The 19260-nt window shown below is 72.9% G+C and carries 18 protein-coding genes and 1 pseudogene; 10 read left to right on the plus strand and 9 right to left on the minus strand.

The window, feature by feature from the left end:
* Window positions 1-70: 70 nt before the first annotated feature.
* Entirely contained in the window at window positions 71-1240 is a 1170-nt protein-coding gene (locus FHX81_RS10855; protein ID WP_141977482.1) for a 3-deoxy-7-phosphoheptulonate synthase, read from the minus strand.
* Window positions 1241-1755: 515 nt separating this feature from the next.
* On the opposite strand from FHX81_RS10855, the gene FHX81_RS10860 reads away from it, so the two are divergent.
* Entirely contained in the window at window positions 1756-3072 is a 1317-nt protein-coding gene (locus FHX81_RS10860) for an IS701 family transposase (protein WP_211363459.1), read from the plus strand.
* Between the two features lie 124 nt (window positions 3073-3196).
* On the opposite strand, the gene FHX81_RS10865 is transcribed toward FHX81_RS10860, so the two are convergent.
* Together FHX81_RS10865 and FHX81_RS10870 are read right to left on the minus strand one after the other, a co-directional pair.
* Window positions 3197-4372 carry an acyl-CoA dehydrogenase family protein gene (locus tag FHX81_RS10865; protein WP_141977484.1) on the minus strand — a complete coding sequence of 392 codons (1176 nt, stop codon included), beginning with the start codon at window positions 4370-4372 and terminating at the stop codon, window positions 3197-3199.
* Between the two features lie 195 nt (window positions 4373-4567).
* Window positions 4568-5041 (minus strand): MarR family winged helix-turn-helix transcriptional regulator, encoded by a 474-nt coding sequence (locus FHX81_RS10870; RefSeq protein ID WP_141977486.1) that lies wholly within the window; start codon window positions 5039-5041, stop codon window positions 4568-4570.
* A 258-nt stretch (window positions 5042-5299) separates the two neighbouring features.
* Here FHX81_RS10870 and FHX81_RS10875 point away from each other — a divergent pair, with 258 nt between their 5' ends.
* From FHX81_RS10875 to FHX81_RS10885, 3 genes are all read left to right on the plus strand, one after another.
* Entirely contained in the window at window positions 5300-6730 is a 1431-nt protein-coding gene (locus FHX81_RS10875; RefSeq protein WP_141977488.1) for an MFS transporter, read from the plus strand.
* Between the two features lie 118 nt (window positions 6731-6848).
* Window positions 6849-8813: a helix-turn-helix domain-containing protein gene (locus FHX81_RS10880; RefSeq protein WP_141977490.1), complete on the plus strand. Its 1965-nt coding sequence runs from the start codon at window positions 6849-6851 to the stop codon at window positions 8811-8813.
* Window positions 8814-8860: 47 nt separating this feature from the next.
* Window positions 8861-9250, plus strand: a complete 390-nt coding sequence (locus FHX81_RS10885; RefSeq protein WP_141977492.1) for a PPOX class F420-dependent oxidoreductase — start codon at window positions 8861-8863, stop codon at window positions 9248-9250.
* A 73-nt stretch (window positions 9251-9323) separates the two neighbouring features.
* Here FHX81_RS10885 and FHX81_RS10890 read toward each other — a convergent pair whose 3' ends face one another.
* Entirely contained in the window at window positions 9324-10214 is an 891-nt protein-coding gene (locus tag FHX81_RS10890; protein WP_141977494.1) for an alpha/beta fold hydrolase, read from the minus strand.
* Window positions 10215-10298: 84 nt separating this feature from the next.
* Here FHX81_RS10890 and FHX81_RS10895 point away from each other — a divergent pair, with 84 nt between their 5' ends.
* The 3 genes from FHX81_RS10895 (at window position 10299) to FHX81_RS10905 (ending at window position 12085) form a co-directional block, all read left to right on the plus strand.
* Entirely contained in the window at window positions 10299-10856 is a 558-nt protein-coding gene (locus FHX81_RS10895; RefSeq protein WP_211363460.1) for a CGNR zinc finger domain-containing protein, read from the plus strand.
* A 70-nt stretch (window positions 10857-10926) separates the two neighbouring features.
* Entirely contained in the window at window positions 10927-11532 is a 606-nt protein-coding gene (locus FHX81_RS10900; RefSeq protein ID WP_141977498.1) for a TetR/AcrR family transcriptional regulator, read from the plus strand.
* 1 nt (window position 11533) lies between these two features.
* Complete coding sequence (locus tag FHX81_RS10905) at window positions 11534-12085, plus strand: carboxymuconolactone decarboxylase family protein (protein ID WP_141977500.1); 552 nt, start codon at window positions 11534-11536, stop codon at window positions 12083-12085.
* Between the two features lie 45 nt (window positions 12086-12130).
* On the opposite strand, the pseudogene FHX81_RS41935 reads toward FHX81_RS10905, so the two are convergent.
* Both FHX81_RS41935 and FHX81_RS40425 read right to left on the minus strand, forming a co-directional pair.
* Window positions 12131-12592: pseudogene (locus FHX81_RS41935) on the minus strand (sigma-70 family RNA polymerase sigma factor family protein); the annotation flags it as partial.
* A gap of 146 nt (window positions 12593-12738) precedes the next feature.
* Window positions 12739-12891: a hypothetical protein gene (locus FHX81_RS40425; protein ID WP_170232005.1), complete on the minus strand. Its 153-nt coding sequence runs from the start codon at window positions 12889-12891 to the stop codon at window positions 12739-12741.
* 188 nt (window positions 12892-13079) lie between these two features.
* Here FHX81_RS40425 and FHX81_RS41940 point away from each other — a divergent pair, with 188 nt between their 5' ends.
* Together FHX81_RS41940 and FHX81_RS41945 are read left to right on the plus strand one after the other, a co-directional pair.
* The gene (locus tag FHX81_RS41940) at window positions 13080-13859 is read left to right on the plus strand and encodes a hypothetical protein (RefSeq protein WP_141977502.1); all 780 of its coding nucleotides are present in this window, start codon (window positions 13080-13082) and stop codon (window positions 13857-13859) included.
* Entirely contained in the window at window positions 13856-14221 is a 366-nt protein-coding gene (locus tag FHX81_RS41945; RefSeq protein WP_141977504.1) for a GntR family transcriptional regulator, read from the plus strand. Before FHX81_RS41940 ends, FHX81_RS41945 begins: the two co-directional genes overlap by 4 nt.
* Before the next feature lie 147 nt (window positions 14222-14368).
* Here FHX81_RS41945 and FHX81_RS10925 read toward each other — a convergent pair whose 3' ends face one another.
* Both FHX81_RS10925 and FHX81_RS10930 read right to left on the minus strand, forming a co-directional pair.
* On the minus strand, window positions 14369-14770 hold the full coding sequence (locus FHX81_RS10925) for an SsgA family sporulation/cell division regulator (RefSeq protein WP_141977506.1): 402 nt from the start codon (window positions 14768-14770) through the stop codon (window positions 14369-14371).
* Between the two features lie 63 nt (window positions 14771-14833).
* Window positions 14834-15145 (minus strand): hypothetical protein, encoded by a 312-nt coding sequence (locus FHX81_RS10930; protein WP_141977508.1) that lies wholly within the window; start codon window positions 15143-15145, stop codon window positions 14834-14836.
* A gap of 478 nt (window positions 15146-15623) precedes the next feature.
* Between FHX81_RS10930 and FHX81_RS10935 the strand changes: the two genes are divergently transcribed.
* Complete coding sequence (locus tag FHX81_RS10935) at window positions 15624-16865, plus strand: cytochrome P450 (protein WP_141977511.1); 1242 nt, start codon at window positions 15624-15626, stop codon at window positions 16863-16865.
* Window positions 16866-16880: 15 nt separating this feature from the next.
* Here FHX81_RS10935 and FHX81_RS10940 read toward each other — a convergent pair whose 3' ends face one another.
* On the minus strand, window positions 16881-19235 hold the full coding sequence (locus FHX81_RS10940; protein ID WP_141977514.1) for a helix-turn-helix transcriptional regulator: 2355 nt from the start codon (window positions 19233-19235) through the stop codon (window positions 16881-16883).
* Between the last annotated feature and the right edge of the window lie 25 nt (window positions 19236-19260).

The raw sequence follows: 19260 nt of genomic DNA on the forward strand, positions 1-19260 counted from the left end.
CCTCCGTCGGGGATGGGACGGCGAGTGCGGCGCCGCCCGCGTCGGTCGTGGACGGCGGGCGCGCGCCCGGTCAGGCGGTCCAGGCCGCCACGGCGGCGACCGCCTGGTCCGGGTTGAGCCGGGGGTCGCAGTAGCTCGTGTACTTGTCACCGACGCGGTCCGCGCCCGACTCGTCGTAGGCGCACTCGGTGACGTCGTCCGGCGTGGTCTCCAGGTGCAGGCCGCCGGCGACGCCGCCCTCGGCGCGCAGCACGTGCTGGAACCGCTCGATCTCGACGACGACGGTCTCCACGTACCGGGTCTTGAGGCCGTCCGGCGTGCGCACGGTGTTGCCGTGCATCGGGTCGCACAGCCAGATCGCCGGGTGCCCGGCCGCGCGCACCGCGGCCACCAGCGCGGGCAGCCGGTCGGCGACGAGGTCCGCGCCCATCCGGGCGATCAGGGTCAGCCGGCCGGGCTCGCGGCCCGGGTCGAGCCGGCCCGCCAGCGCCAGCAGCTCGTCGGTGCCCATCGTCGGCCCGACCTTGCAGGCGACCGGGTTCACCACCCCGGCCAGGAGCTCGACGTGCGCGCCGTCCAACTGGCGGGTGCGGTCACCGATCCACGGCAGGTGCGTGGAGGCCAGGAACCTCCGCCCGGTGTGGTCGTCGCGCAGCATCGGCACCTCGTAGTCCAGCAGCAGCGCCTCGTGGCTGGTCCACATCGGAGGGTCGATGAGCCGTGAGCCGCCGTCGCCCCAACCGAGCAGGGACGTGACGGTCCGGGCCGCGTCGTACCCGGCCAGCACCCGGTTCGCGTCCGGCCGCCTGCCCTCCACGTCGGGCTCGGGGCTGTTGACCATGTGACCGCGGAACGAGGGCAGCTCCACGTTGCCGACGACCTCGGTGGGGCTGGACCGCGGCTTGGCGAACTGGCCCGCGATCCGGCCGATCCGCACCACCGGCAGGTGGGTGGCCATCTTCATGACCCCGGCCAGCAGGTCGAGCAGGCCGGCCTTGCGGGCGACGTAACCCGCTTCGCACTCCGCGAAGTCCTCGGCGCAGTCGCCGGCCTGCACGACGTGCGCGCCGCCCGCGGCCACCAGGGCCAGCGTGGTGCGCAGCTGCCCGACCTCGTCGGCGGTGACCAGTCCGGGCCGGGAGGTCAAGGTGGCCCGCACCCGGCGCACGAGGTCGTGGTCGTCCCAATCCGGTTGCTGCAGCGCGATCCTCGGCGGGCTCTCGCGCACGGCGTTGTCCACTGACACTCCAATCACGAAGGGACCGGGCACGACCGGGAGACGGGTGTGCGATGAGTGCGGTCGTGCGGCTGAAGTTCGCGGATGAACACCACTTCGTCGACACCGCGATCGTGGAGCCGAACCCGGACAAGGGGCAACGAATCGGGAACGCAGTTCGTCAGGTTCCCGCTTTCTCCGTCATGTCCGCCGGGGTGTGGCGGGGCGGGCCGCACCAGGTCGTCCGCCCGGGTCTCCTCCGGGCCGGAGAGTCCGCGCCGCCCGCCCGTCCAGGTGCCGTGACCTGCGACGTCGACCCCGGAAGCGGCCACTTGGAGCAGTGGCCCCGGCCGGATGGACGTGTGGCCCGAACACCGCCCGATTTGGCCGGGTCGGCGGGGATCGACGGCTATGCGCGGTCGAGTGGAGTCGGCCCACCCCCGGGCCGCACAGGACGGTGCTCCCCGGATCTAGGCAGGTCCGCGTCCGGCGAGCACGTTGGGTGGCAGCCCTGTCGACACGACGTGAAGAGAGGCTCCATGCCCGGCGGAAGGAACTCAGCAGCGCGCACCATCCCGGACTTCTCGCGTGATCTGGTCGTCGCCGAACTCGGTTCCGCCCTGTTCTCCTCGTTCGCGCGCGAGGACCAGCGGCGCAAGGGCGTCGAGTACCTGAACGGCCTGCTCCGGGCCGGCGGCCGCAAGTCGATCCGCAACATCGCCCAGGCCGTGGGCGGCCAGGGGACCGAGCAGTACCTGCACCACTTCATCAGCGACTCGACGTGGGGCTGGGGGCCGGTGCGCAGGGCGTTGGCCGAGCACGTGCGCCGGGTCGCCGAGCCGGACGCGTGGGTGGTGCGGCCGATGCTGATCCCCAAGGCGGGCAAGCACTCCGTCGGCGTGGCCCGGCGGTTCTGCCCCGAGCTCGGCCAGACCCTCAACGCGCAGCAGGCCATGGGCGTGTGGGCGGCGTCCGACGACGTCACCGTGCCGGTCGACTGGCGGCTGCACCTGTCGCAGGCGTGGGTGCAGGACGCGGGTCGGCGCAGCCGCGCCGCGATCCCGGACTGGGTGCGCGCGGAGACCGAGGGCGAGTGCGCCATCGAGGCGTTCCTGGGGACGGACGCCCGGCTGGACTTCCCGGACCGGCCGCTGGTGCTGGACGCGCGCGGGATGGACGTGCACGCCGCCGTCGCCCGCCTGCACCCCACCACACCGCTGCTGATGCGGATCAGCGGCACGCAGGGTTTCACCGTGCTCGACCCGGCCGTGGCCCGCCGCGGCGCGGAACCGCTGCCGGCGCGGCAGATCATGGGCATGGCCCGGGAGACCCACAAGCCGGTCGCGGGCCGCTGGCCACTGCTGGCGGCGACCGTGCGCGTCGGCGTGCCGGGCCTGGGCGGCCGCGCGGGCGACCCCGTTCGGGTCGGTGTCGGGGTCGGACAGGCCGGCCAGGCGGGAGCCCCCGGTCAGACCGCGCGGATCGGTGCGGCGGGCCGGGCGCGGGTCGGTGAGCTCGTGCTGCTGGGCGTCGGTTCGGCCGGTCAGTCGTGGCCCGCCGAGTTGTGGCTGTCCAACCAGCCCGACGTGGACGCCGCGACCTTGTTGCACACCAGCCGGTTCATCGACCGCGTCGACCACGACTTCGCCCGGTTCGGGGACCGGGTCGGGTTGCGCGACTTCACCGGCCGGTCGTTCGCGGGCTGGCACCGGCACACCACGCTGGCGTCCGCGGCCCACGCCGTGCTCGCGCTGGCCGACTCCGCCCACCGCGGCGGCTGGCCGAGCTGGACCGACGAACCGGCCACTGTGGACTACCACTACCCGCTCACGGACGAGCTGCCGCCCGCCCAGTGACACGCGCCGGAGCACGGGCCGACGTCACCACGTCGGCCCGTGCTCCGCTGTCGGCACGACGAACGGACGACAGGCAGGAACCGGCGCCCTGGGGAGACGCCGGTTCCTTGGTCCGGGTGCGGGATCAGATGTAGGGGGTGCCGGGGTCCATGCCGAGCAGCACGCGGCCCTGGAGCTCCATGTTGGCGTTGTACTGGATCAGCGCGTGCAGGGACAGGGCCTCGATGTCGCGGCGGAACCGGCCGAGGGCCACGTCGTTGCGGATCACCGAGCCGCCACCGGCGCTGAACAGCAGCTCCACCGCTTCTTTGGCCAACTGGGCGGCGTAAGTCGTCTGACCGCGGACGATCGCCTTCTCCTCGTTGGTCAGTTCCTCCCGCGCGTCCGCGCGCTCCTGGATCACCTTGTGCCACACCGACGCGAACGCCTCGGCCGCGTCGATCTTGTTCTTGGCGATGGCGACCTGCATCTGGGTCAGCGGGTGCTCGCTCTGCTCGGTCCACGGCGTGTAGGTGATGCCGCGGCCCGGCAGCCGCTTGAGGAACTCCTCGTAGGCACCGCGCGCCATGCCGGTGAAGATGCCGGAGATGATGGCCATCACCAGGCTCATCAGGCCGTAGGCGCGACCGTCGGAGCCGTCGTCGCTGCGGCCCTCGACCGTGCCCGCCAGCACGTCGGCGTACTTCACCACGCGGTGCTCGGGCACGAAGACGTTGTCCGCGACCGAGGTCGTGCTGCCGGTCGCCGCCGCGCCCATCACGTCCCAGTCGTCCAGGATGGTCAGCTCGCTGACCGGGATGAGCATCATCATGGTGCTCGACGTGCCGTCGGGCTCTTCGAGCAGGGCGTTGACCAGGTTCCAGTCCGCGCCGCGGACACCGGTGTTGAAGTTCCACTTGCCGCTGACGACGTAGCCGCCGTCGGTCTTGGTGATGGTGGCGGTCGGCGGGATCGTGCCGGAGACGCGGACCGAGCCGCCCGCGAAGACGTCCTCCTGCGCCGCGTCCGGGAAGAGCCGCACGGTCCACGCGGTGTGCACCCACACCATCGTGACCCAGCCGGTCGCGCCGCAGCCCCGGCTGATCTCGGAGATGACCTTCGCCATGTCGGCCGCGGAGTAGGCCAGGCCCCCGAACCGCGCGGGCACGCCCATCCGGAACACGCCCGCCTTCTCCTGCAGGGCGATGTTCTCGTCCGGGATCCACCGGTTCCGGTCGGCCTCGGCACCGTTCTGGCGGAGAGTGGGGATCATCTCCCGCACGGCTTCCAGCATTGCCTCGGGTGACACGTCGGTCGACATGGCTTTCCTTCCTTCGGGATGGCGTGGACAGCTGTGTGACTCGCTGATGATCGACGCCGGAATCGCGCCCCAGTTCGTGGCCCGGGAATCGGTGCGGCTATTCGACCGGTCGAATCCGCACGTCGCCGACCCCTTCGCCACGACCGACGTTACCCACGGCCGAACGACGTCCTCAAAAAGTCCGCCGATGATCTGTCATGTCGGTTCGGAGGGACGCAGAACGGGCTCCAGGGCGGCGAGCGCGCGCACCAACGGGGCCAGCTCCGGCAGCTCCGAGGCTTCGCGGAGGGCGCGCGCCAACGCCTCGTCGTGCGTCGAGCGGGCGCGGTCGAGGAGCTGCCGGCCCTGCTCGGTCACCACGGTGTAGATGCCCCGCCGGTCCTCGTCGCTGAGCCTGCGGCGCAGCAGGCCGCGTCGTTCGAGTCGGTCCACCAGCCGGGTGGTCGCCGACCCGCTCAGCACGATCGCGCGCGCGAGCTGGGCCATCCGGAGGCGCTGACCTGCGTCGACATCCTGGCGCGAGAGCACGTCGAGCACGCCGTACTCGCTCACGGACAGGCCGTGCCCGCGCTGCAGGGCCGGTTCCAGCACGTCGTCGATGCAGGCGTGCAGCGCGGCCAGGGTGCGCCAGCCCTGCGCGCGGGACTCGGCGTCATCGCCCGTCCTCACGGCATCGACCTCCCTCCTTGCGCCGAAGTACTTGCATACGCCATCATAACTCGCATGCAACAAGCCGCGTGTGCCACTATCGCGGACGCCGGTAGCGTGCGTGGGACAAGGCTACGGCACGGCGCGCGCCCGTGTCCTCCGCCGTGTCCGCGGGCGCACCGCGCAACGAATGCTCTTGCCTAGTCATATCGGGTCAAAAATCGCGTCGGGACGCGATGTCTGCCGCGTTCCGGCCCCGCGCCGAAGGATGGCAACAACATGTCGACCAGTTTGAGCCCCAACGAGGAGCAAAGGGGCAACGACACCGGCTCGGCTCCGGACACCGGGACCGAACGGGTGCGGTGGAACGCGCGCCAGTGGATTCTGCTGGTCATCTTCAGCGGGGCGATCACGCTCGACGGGCTGGAGAACTCGATGATCGCCGTCGCCATCCCGGAGATCCAGCAGGCGTTCGGCGTGACCGCGGCGACCGCGCAATGGGTGCCCGGCGCGTACATCCTGGCGTTCGGCGCTTTCCTGCTGCTCGGCGGGCGGTGCGCCGACCTGTTCGGCCGCAGGCGGGTGTTCGTGATCGGCATGGCGGTGTTCGCCGTCGTGTCGATGATCGGCGCGTTCGCCGACGACCCCCTGCTGATCATCCTGACGCGGTTCGTCAAGGGCGTGGCCGCGGGCTTCACCGCGCCCGCCGCGATGTCGCTGCTGACCACGACGTTCCCGGAAGGTCCGCAGCGCAACAAGGCGTTCGGCATCTTCAACGTCTTCGAGGCCTCCGGCTACTCCTCGGGCCTGCTGATCGGCGGCTTCCTCGCCGCGCTGAACTGGCGGTCCACGTTCGTCCTGCCCGCGGTGGTCGCCCTGCTGCTGATGGTGGGCGCGATGCGCTTCGTCCCGAGGGACCCGGCGCGCAGCGAGAAGGTGCGCCTGGACGTGGGCGGCGCGCTCACCCTGCTCCTGGGCATGCTGCTGCTGGTCTTCACCGTCGTCGAAGCCCCTGAGGTCGGCTGGTCCTCGGTGCGCACGATCGGCGGGTTCGTCCTGTCGGCGCTGCTGCTGGCCGCGTTCGTGGTGATCGAGCGCAAGGTGCGCGAGCCGTTGATCCGGTTGAGCATCCTGCGCAACCGCAACCTGGTGCTGGCCAACGTCAGCATGTTCCTGCTCTACGGCGGCGCGCTCGGGTTCCAGTTCGTGCTCGCCCTCTACCTGCAGAACATGAACGGCTGGGAGCCGTGGCAGATGTCGTTCGTCATCCTGCCCGGCACGGCGCTGACGCTGCTCATCGGTCCGAAGCTCGGCTGGCTCATCGACAAGTTCGGCGTGAGCCGGGTCGCGCTCGTCGGCCTGATCTCGTTCATCCCGTGCTACCTGCTGTTCCTGCGCATCGGCCCGGAGCCGGACCTGTGGGGCGTGCTGGTGCCGGTGGCGCTGATCTGGGGCCTCGGCTTCGCGCTCGCCCTCGCCTCGCTGATGGTGGCGGGCACCGCCGGCATCCGCGACGAGGACCAGGGCCTGGCCGCGGGCCTGCTCAACAGCTCGCTGCAGATCGGCGGCGCGTTCGGCCTCGCCGTCGTCACCGCGGTGATCGTGCCCGCCACGCAGTTGGGCGAGCTCTACCCCGGTGTGGCCACGATGCTGATCTTCTCCGTGCTGGCGCTGCTCGCCCACGCGATGCGCAAGAAGACCACGGCCTGATCGGCTCTCCCCCGGTCACCCGGCGAGCGGGCACTCCCCCGCCCGCTCGCCGGGTGGCAACCGCGACGGTGTGCGCAAGGTGGTACCGGACCAACGGTCAGATGCGGGCGGTGTCTTGATGACAGGTTTGTTCACGTCCCGGGAAGCGGCTGCCGGAGACCTCGTGGCCGAGCTGCTGGACATGCTGGCCAGCGGCGCGCCCACGGACGCGTTCGAGACGCTGCTGGACGACGACAGCAGGCTCGGCGGGACCGCGGGGTCGACACCCGACGTGAAGGCCGCGGTGTGGCGCGCCATGCGCGTGCACGTCCACATCCAGCGCGGGCGCACCCGCGAGGCGGGTCTCGCCGCCCTGGTCGACGCGGCCCGGGAGCTGGCGTCACCGCACGACTCGATGGCCGCGCTGCTGCACGCCATCACGCGGCGGGCCCGTCAGCTGCTCCACGTGGACATGGCCTACATCGCGCTGCTCGACGAGGAGCAGCGCTACAGCAGGGTGCACGCCACGGACGGCCACACGTCCAGCCTGAGCGTGGGCCTGCGGCTGCCCGTCGACGGCGTCGCCGCCGTCGACCAGCCCGACGGCGCACCGTTCGCCACCCACAACCTGCTCGCCGACGAGCGGATCACGCTCAGCCCGGCGTTCGAGGAGATGGCCAGGGCCGAGGACCTCCGCGCGGTGATCGCGGTGCCGCTGGGCGACCGCTCGCACCACCACCGCGGCGTGCTCTACGTGGCCAGCCGCAAGGTCCGCCACTTCACCGCCGACGAACGCTCCCTCATCGGCTCCCTGGGCATCCTCGCCGGCCTCTACATGGAGACCACCCGGGCACGCCTCGCCGCGCAGGCGCGGACGGCGGAGCTGGAGGCGCGGCTGTCCCAGCTCACCGCCACCGCCGAGGACGCGCACGAGCACCACGACTTCCAGACCGCGTTGCTGGACATCCTGTTCTCCGAGGACGACCTGCACGCCACCGCCGCGGCCGGCGCGGAGTGGCTGGGCGGGAACATCGCGGTCTACCACGCGGACGGCGAACTGCGCACCGCCGCCGGTGAGCCCGCCGACGTCGACGACCCCGCCGCGCTCGCCGCCGTGCCGGGCCTGCGGACGGGCGAACCGGCCATGGTGGACCTCGGCGTGTGGGTCGCTCCCCTGTGCTGGCAACAGGAACACCTCGGCACCCTCGTGCTGCGCGGGCCCGAGAGGATGACCGAGCGGGAACGCGGCCGGCTGCGCCTGCTCGCCCGCACCATCGTGCTGGTCCTGCGGCGCGACGCGCTCGCGGCCGGTCCGACGGGCGAGACCCGGGACCGGTGGCTCGACGACGCGCTCGGCGACGAGCGGCGCGCGCCGGACCGGCTGGCCGAGCGGGCGAGCCGGATCGGGCTGGACCTCGCGGAGCCCTACCTGGTGCTGGTGGCGAAGCCGGAGGGCGAGCTGCTGTGCCCGGCGCAGGCGTGGGCGGGGTCGTACGTGCAGCGCGTGAACGGGCTGCGCGGTTCCCGCGACGGCAACCTGGTCCTGCTCCTGCCCGGCGCGGACGCGAGCGGCGCGGCGCGCGAGGTGTCGTCCGCCTTGGAGTCCGCGCTGGGCGCGCCCGTCTCGGTCGGCGCGGCCGGCCCGCTCACCGGCGCCGCCAAGGTCCACGACGGGTACCGCGAAGCGGTGCGCTGCGCCGACACCGTGATCGCGCTCGGTGTCGTGGGCGGTGCCGCGTCGGCGCGCGACCTGGGTTTCGTCGGCGCTCTGATGTCGCGCAACCGCGACGCGGCGGGGTTCGTCGAGCAGGTCATCGGGCCGGTGATCGACTACGACCGGGAGCGCTCGGCCGACCTGCTGCCCACGTTGCAGGCGTACTTCGAGGAGGGTGGCAGCCCGACCTACGCCGCGGCCCGCCTGCACGTGCACACCAACACCGTCACCCGCAGGCTCGACCGGGTCAAGGACCTGCTCGGGCCGGGGTGGCAGAAACCCGACCAGGCACTGGAGATCCAGCTCGCGCTGCGCCTGCTGCGCGTGCGCGACCTCCTCGAACACCGACCGGTCACCGCGCGGACGCCCCGGCTCCCCGCGCGACCGTGACCGTGCGTCGTCCCCCAGAGAAACCGTCCCGACCAGAAGGTGAACACATGAGCGTCATCCCGGACAGCCACCGCGATCTCCTGGAACGGCCGCTGTACACGCATCTGGCCACGATCCGGCCGGACGGGAAGCCCCAGGTCAACCCGATGTGGTTCGCCTGGGACGGTGAGCACGTGCTCTTCACGAGCACGACGTTCCGCCAGAAGCACAAGAACGTGGCCGTCCACCCGGAGGTCGCGCTGTCCATCAACGACCCGGAGCGGCCGACCAGGTACCTGGAGGTCCGCGGCGTGGTCGAGCGGATCGAGGACGACTCGCAGGGCCGGTTCTTCATCGAGATGGCCGCGCGGTACGGGGTGCGGATGGACGGCCCGCCGTGGGACGCCCGCTACCGGGTCGTCTACGTCGTCAAGCCGACCAGGGTGAGCAAGCAGTAACCGATCACCCCGCCCCCGACGACTCCACGCGGACGCCGTGGTCGTCGGGGGCGTCGAGCCGGCGGCCCGGGGGTCACGCGGACGACGTGGTGGCAGGTCGGGTGGTGGCCACGGCCTCCAGGAAGCCGGCGATCAGCGGTGCGATCTCGGGTAGGTGGTCCTCCAGTGCGAAGTGGCCCGTGTCGAACAGGTGCAGCGCCGCGTCCGGCACGTCGCGCAGGTACGCCCGAGCGCCCGCCTCGGTGAAGAACGGGTCGTTGACGCCCCACGCGATCAACGTCGGCGGGCGGTGGCGGCGCAGCCACGCCTGCCAGTCCGGGTAGGCCGCGACGTTCCGGTGGTAGTCGTAGGCCAGCGCGAGCTGCGCCTCCTTGCGCCCCGGCCGGTCCAGGAAGAGCTGGTCCAGCAGCCACCCCTCCGGCGCGACCAGCCCGGGGTCGGCGGTGCCGCCCTCGTACTGGCCGCGGGTCGCGTCGAGCGTGAACAGGTCCAGGATCGTCCGCTCGCCGCCGGGCGTCGCGGGGGTGAGGGCGATGAACTCCCGGGCCGCGGCCGACAGCCCCTCGACGTAGGCGTTGCCGTTCTGCACGACCAGCCCGGCGACCCGCTCCGGGTGGCGCGCCGCCACCCGGAAGCCGACGGGTGCGCCGAAGTCGAACAGGTACAGGGCGAACCGGCGCAGGCCCAACCGGTCGACGAAACCCCCGACCACCTCGGCGAGGTGGTCGAACGTGTACGTGAAGCCGTCGGGGACCCGCGTGTGCCCGAAGCCGGGGTAGTCGGGCGCGATGAGCCGGTACCGCGCGCCGAGCGCGTCGAGGAGCCGGCGGAACTGGTGCGACGCGGACGGGAAACCGTGCAGCAGCAACAGGACCGGCGCGTCGGCGCGGTCCGGCAGCGACTCCCGGTAGAAGACCTCCACCCCGTCGACGTCGACGTGCCGGTGCGCGACCCGGGCGATCATGTCACATGCCTCCTTGGCGTGATGTCCCGTTAGGTATAGCCGCGTGGGACTAATGGGTCAACTCCGTGCAGTACCATTAGCGTTGTGATCGACCCGCTCACCGGCGAGCACCTCGCCCTCGACCTCGTCAACACCCGCCCGGTGACCGGGGACGGCCGCGCCGACCTGCTGGACACCCCGCGCCGACTGGCCGCCTGGCTGGCCCTCGAACCCGCGCTGCGGGCGGGACGGGCCACCCCGACGGCAGCCGACCTCGCCCCCGTGCACGCGGTGCGCGAGCACGTCGACGCCGCCGTCCACGCGCTGCTGCGCGGCACCCGGCCGCCGAGGACCGCCCTGGTCGGCCTGACCGAGGCCATGCGCGCCGCACCGGCCGTGCGCGAACTGGGCTGGGACGGTTCCGCCGTCACCGCGACGCACCGACGGGCGGGCCGGCTCGGCGTCCGCCTGGCCGCGCACCTGGCCGAAGCCGCCGCCGACCTGCTGACCGACCCCGCCGTCGACACCCTCAGGCGGTGCGAGGCCGAGGACTGCGTGATGGTCTTCCTGCCCGCGCACCCGCGCAGGCGGTGGTGCTCGCCGACGCGGTGCGGCAACCGCGCCCGGGTCGCCCGCTACTACCAGCGCCACAGGACACCCTGACCGCGACCGTTGCGCCACCTCCGGCAGCGGGGCTATCTTGGAACGACCATTCCAAGTTAGCGAGGCGGACATGCCGGACGTGAAGCACTTCGACCCCGAGGCCGTGCTCGGCTCGGTGGAGGAGCTCTTCTGGCGGCAGGGCGTGGCGTCCACCGGGGTGCAGGACGTCGTGACGGCGACCGGCGTCAACCGGTCCAGCCTGTACGCGACGTTCGGCGGCAAGCGGGAGCTGTACGTCGCGGCGTTGCGCCGTTACGCCGATCGGCGCTCGGGACCGGTCTTCCGGCGGCTCGCGGAGGACGAGCGCGGCCTGCCCGCGATCGCGGACTTCTTCCGCGCGTTGATCGGGGCCCGCTGCTCCGGCGCGCACGCCCGCTGGGGCTGCATGGTCACCAACGCCCACGCGGGGCCGGAGAACGACGACCCCGACGTGCGCGCGGTCCTGCAGGAGCACCACGACCGGTTGCGCGCGGCGATGTGCGCGGCGCTGACCCGGGCCCGGGACGCCGGCGCGTTGCGGCCCGGCGTCGTGCCCGCGGCGTCGGCCGACGTGCTCGCGCTGCTCGCCTACGGGGTCAACCTGCGCTCCCGCGCGGGCGCGAGCCCGGAAGCGCTCGGCGACACCGTCACCGCCGTGCTCGCCTCGCTGGCCACCCGACCCGAGGAGATCGGCTGACATGGTGCAGTTCACCGTGCACGACGAGACCACCGCGCCCGAGGCGGCCCGACCCCACCTGGAGGCGGGTCGGGCCCGCCTGGGGTTCGTCAGCACCCTCAACGCGGTCATGGCGGAGTCGCCGGAGCTGCTGGCCGGCTACAACGCGCTGGCCGAGCAGTTCACCAAGTCCTCGCTGCCGGCCAAGGCCAAGCAGGTCGTGCTGATCACGGTGAGCGTCGTGAACGGCTGCGAGTACTGCGTGGCCGCGCACTCCACGGTCGCGCTGAAGGCCGGGGTGGACGAGGAGACCGTGCGGGCACTGCGCGCCGGCAAGCCGGTGTCGGACGAGACCTTGGAGGCCGTCCGCCGGTTCACCGAGCGCGTGGTCACCGACCGGGGGTGGGTGGAGGAGCAGGAGGTCGAGGCGTTCCTGGCCGCCGGCCTCACCCGCCGCCACGTGCTGGACGTCGTCCTCGGCGTCGGCATGAAGACGCTGTCGAACTACACCAACCACATCGCGCACACCCCGCTGGACCCGGCTTGGCAGGCCCAGGAGTGGAAGCGCCCCTGATCGCCGGCACCCGCCTGCCGCCAGAGCGGGACGAGTCCGGGCGGGACGGGTCACGCGCACCGGCCCACCCGGCCTCGCCGGGTCGCGGACGTAGCACAGGCCGGTGATGCGGGCGTCCTCGACCCGGACCGCCACGATGCCGCCGAGCTCACCGTCCAGCCGCACGGCCAGGGCCGGGTGGCCGTTGACCGCGGCCGCGATCTCGTCGTGGTCCACGTCGAACGCCTCGCGCCGCACGAACACGGCCCGCTCGGTCGGCGACGAGGTCTCCGGCACGAGCATCATCGCCATCGACACGCCCTCGGCGAGCTCGACGTCCTCGGCCACGTCCGGCGCGGCCGGCACCGGCTCGGGCAGCCACGGGCCGACGTACGACTCCTTGCGGCGCGACATCGCGCGCAGCCGGTCGAGCGACTGCCGGGTGGTGATCCGGACCAGGAAACGCGCGGTGGTCGCGCACCTCCGCCAGGTCGAGCCGAGCATCTCGCACGCGACGGTGAAGAGCAGGCTGCGGTGGGCGAGGAAGGCCTCGGTCGCCCGGACGCCTGCCTGGAGGGTCGTGCGGCTTCTCCTTCGCTCGCCGGTGCGTCGCCCGAGGGACACCGACCGGCCGAGCGCTGTGACACCGCACGACCCGGATCACCGGGCCGGCCTCACCCGACCGAGCGTTCGCCGCCCTCCGGATCGGGTCCGGGGGTCTGCCGTGACCGGTCGGCCACCTCGCCGGACCGGGACGAGGTCCAGTCCGCGCCCAGCCTGGTCCGCCGGGGGTTGGCCACGGCCCGTGCGGTGTCCGTCTCGTGCATTCACGCCTCCAGGTCGAACTGCTCACGCGCACCGGTAATAGCCGGTGAGGGGCACCGGCCAAACGATGAGCTGGGTCACCTCGCGGGCGTCACCCAGGCCTCGCGATCCCCGAACTCCGGGGTTGACATTGTCGCAAGGTTTGACCCATCTTGTTGAGACAAAGGTTGTGACATTCGGAGGTGGCGGCATGCGCGAGGCGGATCACGCGGAAGTCGGGCGGTGGCTGGCCCGGCACGGCCTGACCGACGCCGAACCCACACCGCTGCTCGCGGCACGGCTGGCGGCGCGATGGCGCGCCAACGTCGTCGGCAGCGTCCTGCTGGCCCTGTTCATGATGGGCGCGGCGCTGACGCACGCGTTGCGGCTGCCCGCCGACGTGACGTCCTCGTGGCAACCGCTGCTGGTGCCGGCGGCGTTGGTGGTCGGGTTGCTGACGGGTCAGTGGCTGCTCGGCCGGTGGGTGCGGCGCGCCGACCGGCGGGCCGGCGCACGGCTGTCCCGGCGGGTGGCCCACCCGGCCCAGCTCGGGTGGGCCGCGGTGGTGGGTCGGCCGTACGCCGTCTTCACGGTCGTCAGCTTCGCCGGCGCGGCGCTGCTCGCGGTGAGCGTGCTGCCGGTTCCGGACCCCGGCCTGCGCGACGGGGCGATCGTCGTGCTGATCGGCCTCGCCGGCGCGGGCGTCGGCACCGTCGTGCAACTGCGCCAGGTGCTGGCGAGCCCGGCCGTGGCGGAGGACGAGGCGTCGCTGACCGCCGACGTCATCATGCGGGTCGAGGACGCCCGCGCCCTGGTCACGCCCAGCCTGGTGTGGATGCTGCCGGTCATCTTCCTGTACGGCGGATCGCTCGGCTGGTGGAACGCGGCCTCGCTCGCGTTCGTGGTGGCGGGCGCCACCGCGTTCTGCCTGCTCCAGGTCCGGTCCGCGGCCGTCGTGACGGCGGCACGGCGGGCCCTGGCCACCCGGTGATCGTCATCGACGCGGCCTCGCCGACGCCGCCGTACGAGCAGTTGCGAGCCCAGTTGGCCCGGCAGATCCAGGACCGCTCGCTCGCCGTCGGCACGAGGCTCCCGACGATCCGCCGGCTCGCGGCCGACCTCGGCCTCGCCGTGAACACCGTCGGTCGCGCGTACCGGGAGCTGGAGGAGGCCGGGCTGATCGAGACCCGCGGGCGGGCCGGGTCCTTCGTCTCGGCCGCCGGCGACCAGGCGCTGGAACAGGCCCGCCGCGCCGCCTTCGACTACGCGGCGGTCATCGCCAGGGTCGGCATCGACCCCACCCAGGCGATCCGGATCGTCGAGGCGGCGCTGGGCAACGCTTCGACACCGTGACCGCGTCCCGCCGGCGGGACGCCGCACGACGCCACCGCTGCACGCCCTCGTTGGTCGCGCCGACTTCCACTGACTGCCTCCCGTTCACGAAAACCCCCTCTTCCTCGATCGGACTCGGCACGACGGAGGACCGCGACTCACACCCCGTCAGCGCAGCAGCGCTTCGACGTCGGCGAAGTCGATCCGCTCCTGGCCGAGCGGCACGAGCGCGCACGTGGCCCGGACGAACCGGGCCACCGCCTCGGTGACCAGGACGACCTCGCGCCGGCCCGGCGACTGGTCGCGCGCGACCTTCCGGATCTTCAGGTTGCGCCCGTTGATCCGGGTGATGACCACGTCGAGCGCGCCGGTCTCCGCGCCGTCCTCCCGGCACGCGACGGCCTCCACGAGCAGGTCGCGCGCGAACACCCACTCGACCCACCGCCGGACGGTCCAGTCCCGCACGCGCACGACGACCGCGCACGGGTCGGCCGGGTCGTAGACCAGGCGCACCGCCACGCCGGTCAGACCCATCGCGCCCGTGGTGTCGATGATGATCGGTGCCCCCACAGCGTTCCTCACTTGTCTGCGTCCGCGACGGGGCCGGGCGCGCCCCTCGTGCGCCCGGCCCCGTCAGGTCCGGGGTGTCTCGCCCGCCGGGACGGGCTCGGGTGACCCGATGCCCAGCAGGCCGAGCCGGTGCTCCAGCGAGAAGCACAGGCCCTCGGCCCGCTCGTGGAAGTCCGCCAGCCCCGGCACGAGCGGGCCGATCCGGCCGAACAGCTCCTGGAGCCGACGGGCGTCCTCCACCTGGTGCGGCGAGCCGTGGCGGCCCGCCAGCGCCACGATGATCGACAACGAGCGGGTCAGGGCGAACGCGGCCTGGTCGAGGACCTCCAAGTGCCGCTGGAGTTCCACGACCGGGTGCTCTTCGGTTCCGGCCACGCCCGCCCCCTTTCGTGCACGCCACCGCGGTGGTTCGCCCGCGGCTACGACGCGGCAGACCCGCGAGTCATTCCCCCTCGTGGCGGCGCGAGCCGGCGCGCCGCACGCCGTGCGCCAGGACCAGCATCGCGATTTCGGGCAGGTTGGACATCGTGGCGAGCACGGAGATCGACCGCGAGACCGCATCCGCGCGGAAACCACGGACCCGACGGCGTCACGCTCGGCACCCACGACGTGACGTGCGGCATCCGACGGAGGCCGATCGGGTGATGGGGGGTGCGGCCGACGGCCGACGGGTGGTCCGACCACCGCTGCCGCGCCGGGCGGAGCCGGGTGGCCGGGGCACCGGCCGGTGGTGCGGGCGCGGTGGGACCGGTCTCCGTGTCAGTACGGATGTGCGGCGGCGGCGGGACACGGGATCATCCGGCGGACCACACCGACGCTCGGCCCGCCGAGATCCAGGGAGAGCCGCAGAACCATGACCACGACCCAGCACGAGAACCTCGAGCACGCGCTGCTGCTCGGCGGTGAGCTGCACGGCTACCGGCACCACGAGGTCGAGGACGCCGCGCGCCAAGCGGGGCCGGCGCACCTGGCCGTGCAGCCCAACCACGTGCGGGTCCACGTCGCCACGCTCGGGCTGGAGGCGGCGCGCACCTTCCTGACCGACGAGCGGCTGTCCAAGGACGCCCTGGGCGTCGCCGGCGCGATGCGGCAGCACATGGTCGCGGCGGGGGTGGAGCCGAACGTGTCGGCGATCATCGGCGGCAGCATGATCAACGCCGACCCGCCGGACCACGCCCGGTTGCGCCGACCGGTCGCGGCCGCGCTGACCCCGCGCCGGGTCGAGGCGCTGCGCGACAGCGTCACCGCGATCACCCGCGGCTTGCTCGACGACCTGGACCCGGGCCGGCCGACCGACGTGGTGGCGGGTCTGGCGCTGCCGCTGCCGCTGACGGTGATCTGCGAACTGCTCGGCGTGCCGGGCGAGGACCAGGCCATGCTGGCCGCGTGGTCCTCGGCGATGATGACCGAGGTTCCGGAGCAGCAGCAGCCGGCGTCCGAAGCGATGGTCGGCTACCTGGCCGCGTTGATCGAGCAGAAGCGGGCCAAGCCCGACGACGCGCTGCTGTCCGCGCTGGTGCACGTCGACGTGGAGGGCGACCGGCTCGCCCCCGACGAGGTGCTGACCACCGCCGTGCTCATGATCGCCGCCGGGCACGAGACCACCACCGCGGGCATCGGCAACACGCTGGCCGCACTGCTGCACACCGGGCAGTGGTCCGCCGTCGCCGCGAAGCCCGACGCCGTGCCGGACGTGGTGCGGGAGAGCCTGCGCTTCGACCCGCCCACCCGCAACATCCCGCACTACCTGGTCCGCGAGCCGATCGACCTCGGCGACCACGTGACGCTGCCGGCCGGCGCGCTCACCATGGTCAACCTCGGCGCGGCCAACCGGGACCCGGAGGCGTTCGGCCCGGACGCCCACCGGTTCGTGCCGTTCCGGCCACGGCCCGCCCGCTCCCACCTGACCTTCGGCAACGGGTGGCACCGGTGCGTGGGCAGCGCCCTGGCCGCGATGGAGATCGAGATCGCGGTGCGCGAGACGCTGGTGCGCTTCCCCGACGCGGTGGCCGCGATCCCGGTGGACCGGATGGTCCGCAACCCGCACGTGGTGATCAACGGGTTCACCCGCGTCGACATCGTGCTGGGCGGGTGAACGCGCGGGACCGGGTCAGCGGCGGACGCGCGGGCCGCTGAGGTAGGTGACGAGCTGCAACCTGTTCCGGACGCCCATCTTGCTCAGGATCGACGACACGTGGGTCTCCACCGTCCGGGGACCGATGTGCATCGCCTCGGCGATCTCCTTGTTCGTCAGGCCTTCCATGACGTGGCGCAGCACGGCGTCCTCGGTCGGGGTGAGGTGCGGGGTCATCGCGCGGCCCGCGGCGGCGTCACCGGGCGGCGCACCGCCGAAGGGCTCGTCGTCCAGCGCGGAGTCGATGTACTTGCCGTCCAGGACCAGCGCGAAGGCGTCCTCGACCGTGCCGACCTGCACGGCGTACGCCTTGTCGTACTGCTCGCCGGTGAGGTGCTCGGCCACGGCCCGTTCCGCCAGCTCCCGCAGCACGGCGAACACGCGCAGCTTGCGGGAGAGCTGGATGCCGGTCGCCTGGTGCAGGCCGTCGGCCGCGCCCAGCAGCCGTGCCGCGGCGGTCGCGTAACGCCGTCCGCAGCGGGCCAGCGCCCACGCCAGCACGGGCAGGGTGAACAGCGGCGTCCACCGGTCGCCGATCCGCTGCTGCCCGCGCACGCTCTCCAGCAGCACCCGCACGGCGGCTCGCGGGTCGTCGTCGAACCTGATCAGCGACACCGCCCGGCACCACAGCGCCCACGCCATGCCCCACTCGGCGCGCAACCGCCGGCACTCGGCGAGGAAGTCCGCGGCGACGCGCCTGCCCTCCTCCGGCTCACCCAGCAGCACCGAGCCCATGGTCAGCAGGATCTCGGTCAGGTGCGCGTCGACCAGCGCGCCGGGACCGTAGGACAGCCAGCGGCGGTGCGACTCGCGCAGCAGGTCCATCCCGGCGCGGTCGCCGTCGATCAGCAGCACCTGCGCGCCCTTGATGAACAGCAGCGCGGCGACCGGTTCGCCGGCCGGCGCCATGGCCTCGGCCTCGGCGATGCGGGCCAGCACCGCCTCGCGGCCTTCACCCAGGCACAACATCATCCAGGCGTCGAGCGCGATCGCGCTGGCGCGCAGCACCGACGGGACCGCCGGCGCCACCGCCAACGCGCGGTTGAGCCACAGCGACTGCTCGGGCAGCCGCCCGGAGTAGGTCCACCAGCGGGTGCGCGCCATGTCGACGGCCATCTGCAACGCCTCGGTGGCGGCCGTCGGGTCCTGGTGCAACGCGCCCAGCGCCGCCCGCAGGTTGGGCATGTCGACCTCGACCGCGCGCAGCAGCTCGATCTCGTTCTCGCCCCGGAAGCCGGCCGCGTGCTGCGCCGCGACCTGCCGGTAGTGGTCGCGGTGCCGCCGGCGGACCGCCGCGCCCGCGTCGGGCAGCCGCTGCAACCGCTGCGCGGCGAACTGCCGGACCGGTTCCAGCAGCTCGTAGCGGGCCCGGTTGGGGAAGGGCACCACGAGCGACCGGTCGACCAGGCCCGCCAGCGCCTCGGCGACCGCGTGCTCGGTCAGCCCTTCGCCGGCGCACACCCGCTCCGCGCCCTCCAGGTCGAACGAGCCGGTGAACACCGACACCGCCGCCAGCAGGAGCTGTTCGGCCGGTTCGCACACCTCGTAGCTGGGGCCGATCAGCTTGTTCAGCGTCTCCTGGTGCGGCGAGTTGTCCAGCCTGGCCGCGATGACCTCCGGCGACAACGACCGCATCTGGCCCACCACCAGCTCGATGCCGAGGGGCAGGCCGCCGAAGCGCCGCAGGATCTGCCGCACCGCGGGCCAGTTCTCGTCGGTCAGCTTCCAGCCGGGCGCACCGGTGCGGGCCCGCTGCACCAGCAGCTGGACGGACTCGACCTTGAGGTTCAGCGGGCCGTCCTCGGCGGGTAACTCCAGCGGCGGCACCATCACGAGCGCCTCGCCGTCGAGGGCGAGCAACGTCCGGGTGGTGGTCAGCACGCGCAGGTGCGGCGCACCGCGCAGCAGCGTGGACACCAGGTCCCCGACCTCCTCGACCAGGTGCTCGCAGTTGTCCAGGATCAGCAGCATCCGGCGGTCGCGCAGGTAGGTCACCAACGACGCGCGCAGGTCGCGGGCGGACTGGCTGGGCACGCGCACCGCCGACATCAACGCCTGCTCCAGCAACGCCGTGTCACCGGCGGGCACGCCGCGCAGGTCCACGAACCGCACACCGTGCTCGTAGGCGGACTCGACCTGCCTGGCGTACTCCTTGGCCAGTCTCGTCTTGCCCACGCCGGGCCCGCCGGTCAGCGTGACCAGCCGGGTGGAGTCGGCACCGCCCATCGCGCCCCTGAGGTCGGCCAGCAGCGCACGCCTGCCCACGAAGGTGTTGAAGGTGCCGAAGTGTCCGTCCTGGCCGATCGCTTCGGCCCGAAACGAGGTGCCCATGTCGAGCACGGTACGACACCGGGCG

The organism is Saccharothrix saharensis, assembly GCF_006716745.1.
Lineage (GTDB): Bacteria > Actinomycetota > Actinomycetes > Mycobacteriales > Pseudonocardiaceae > Actinosynnema > Actinosynnema saharense.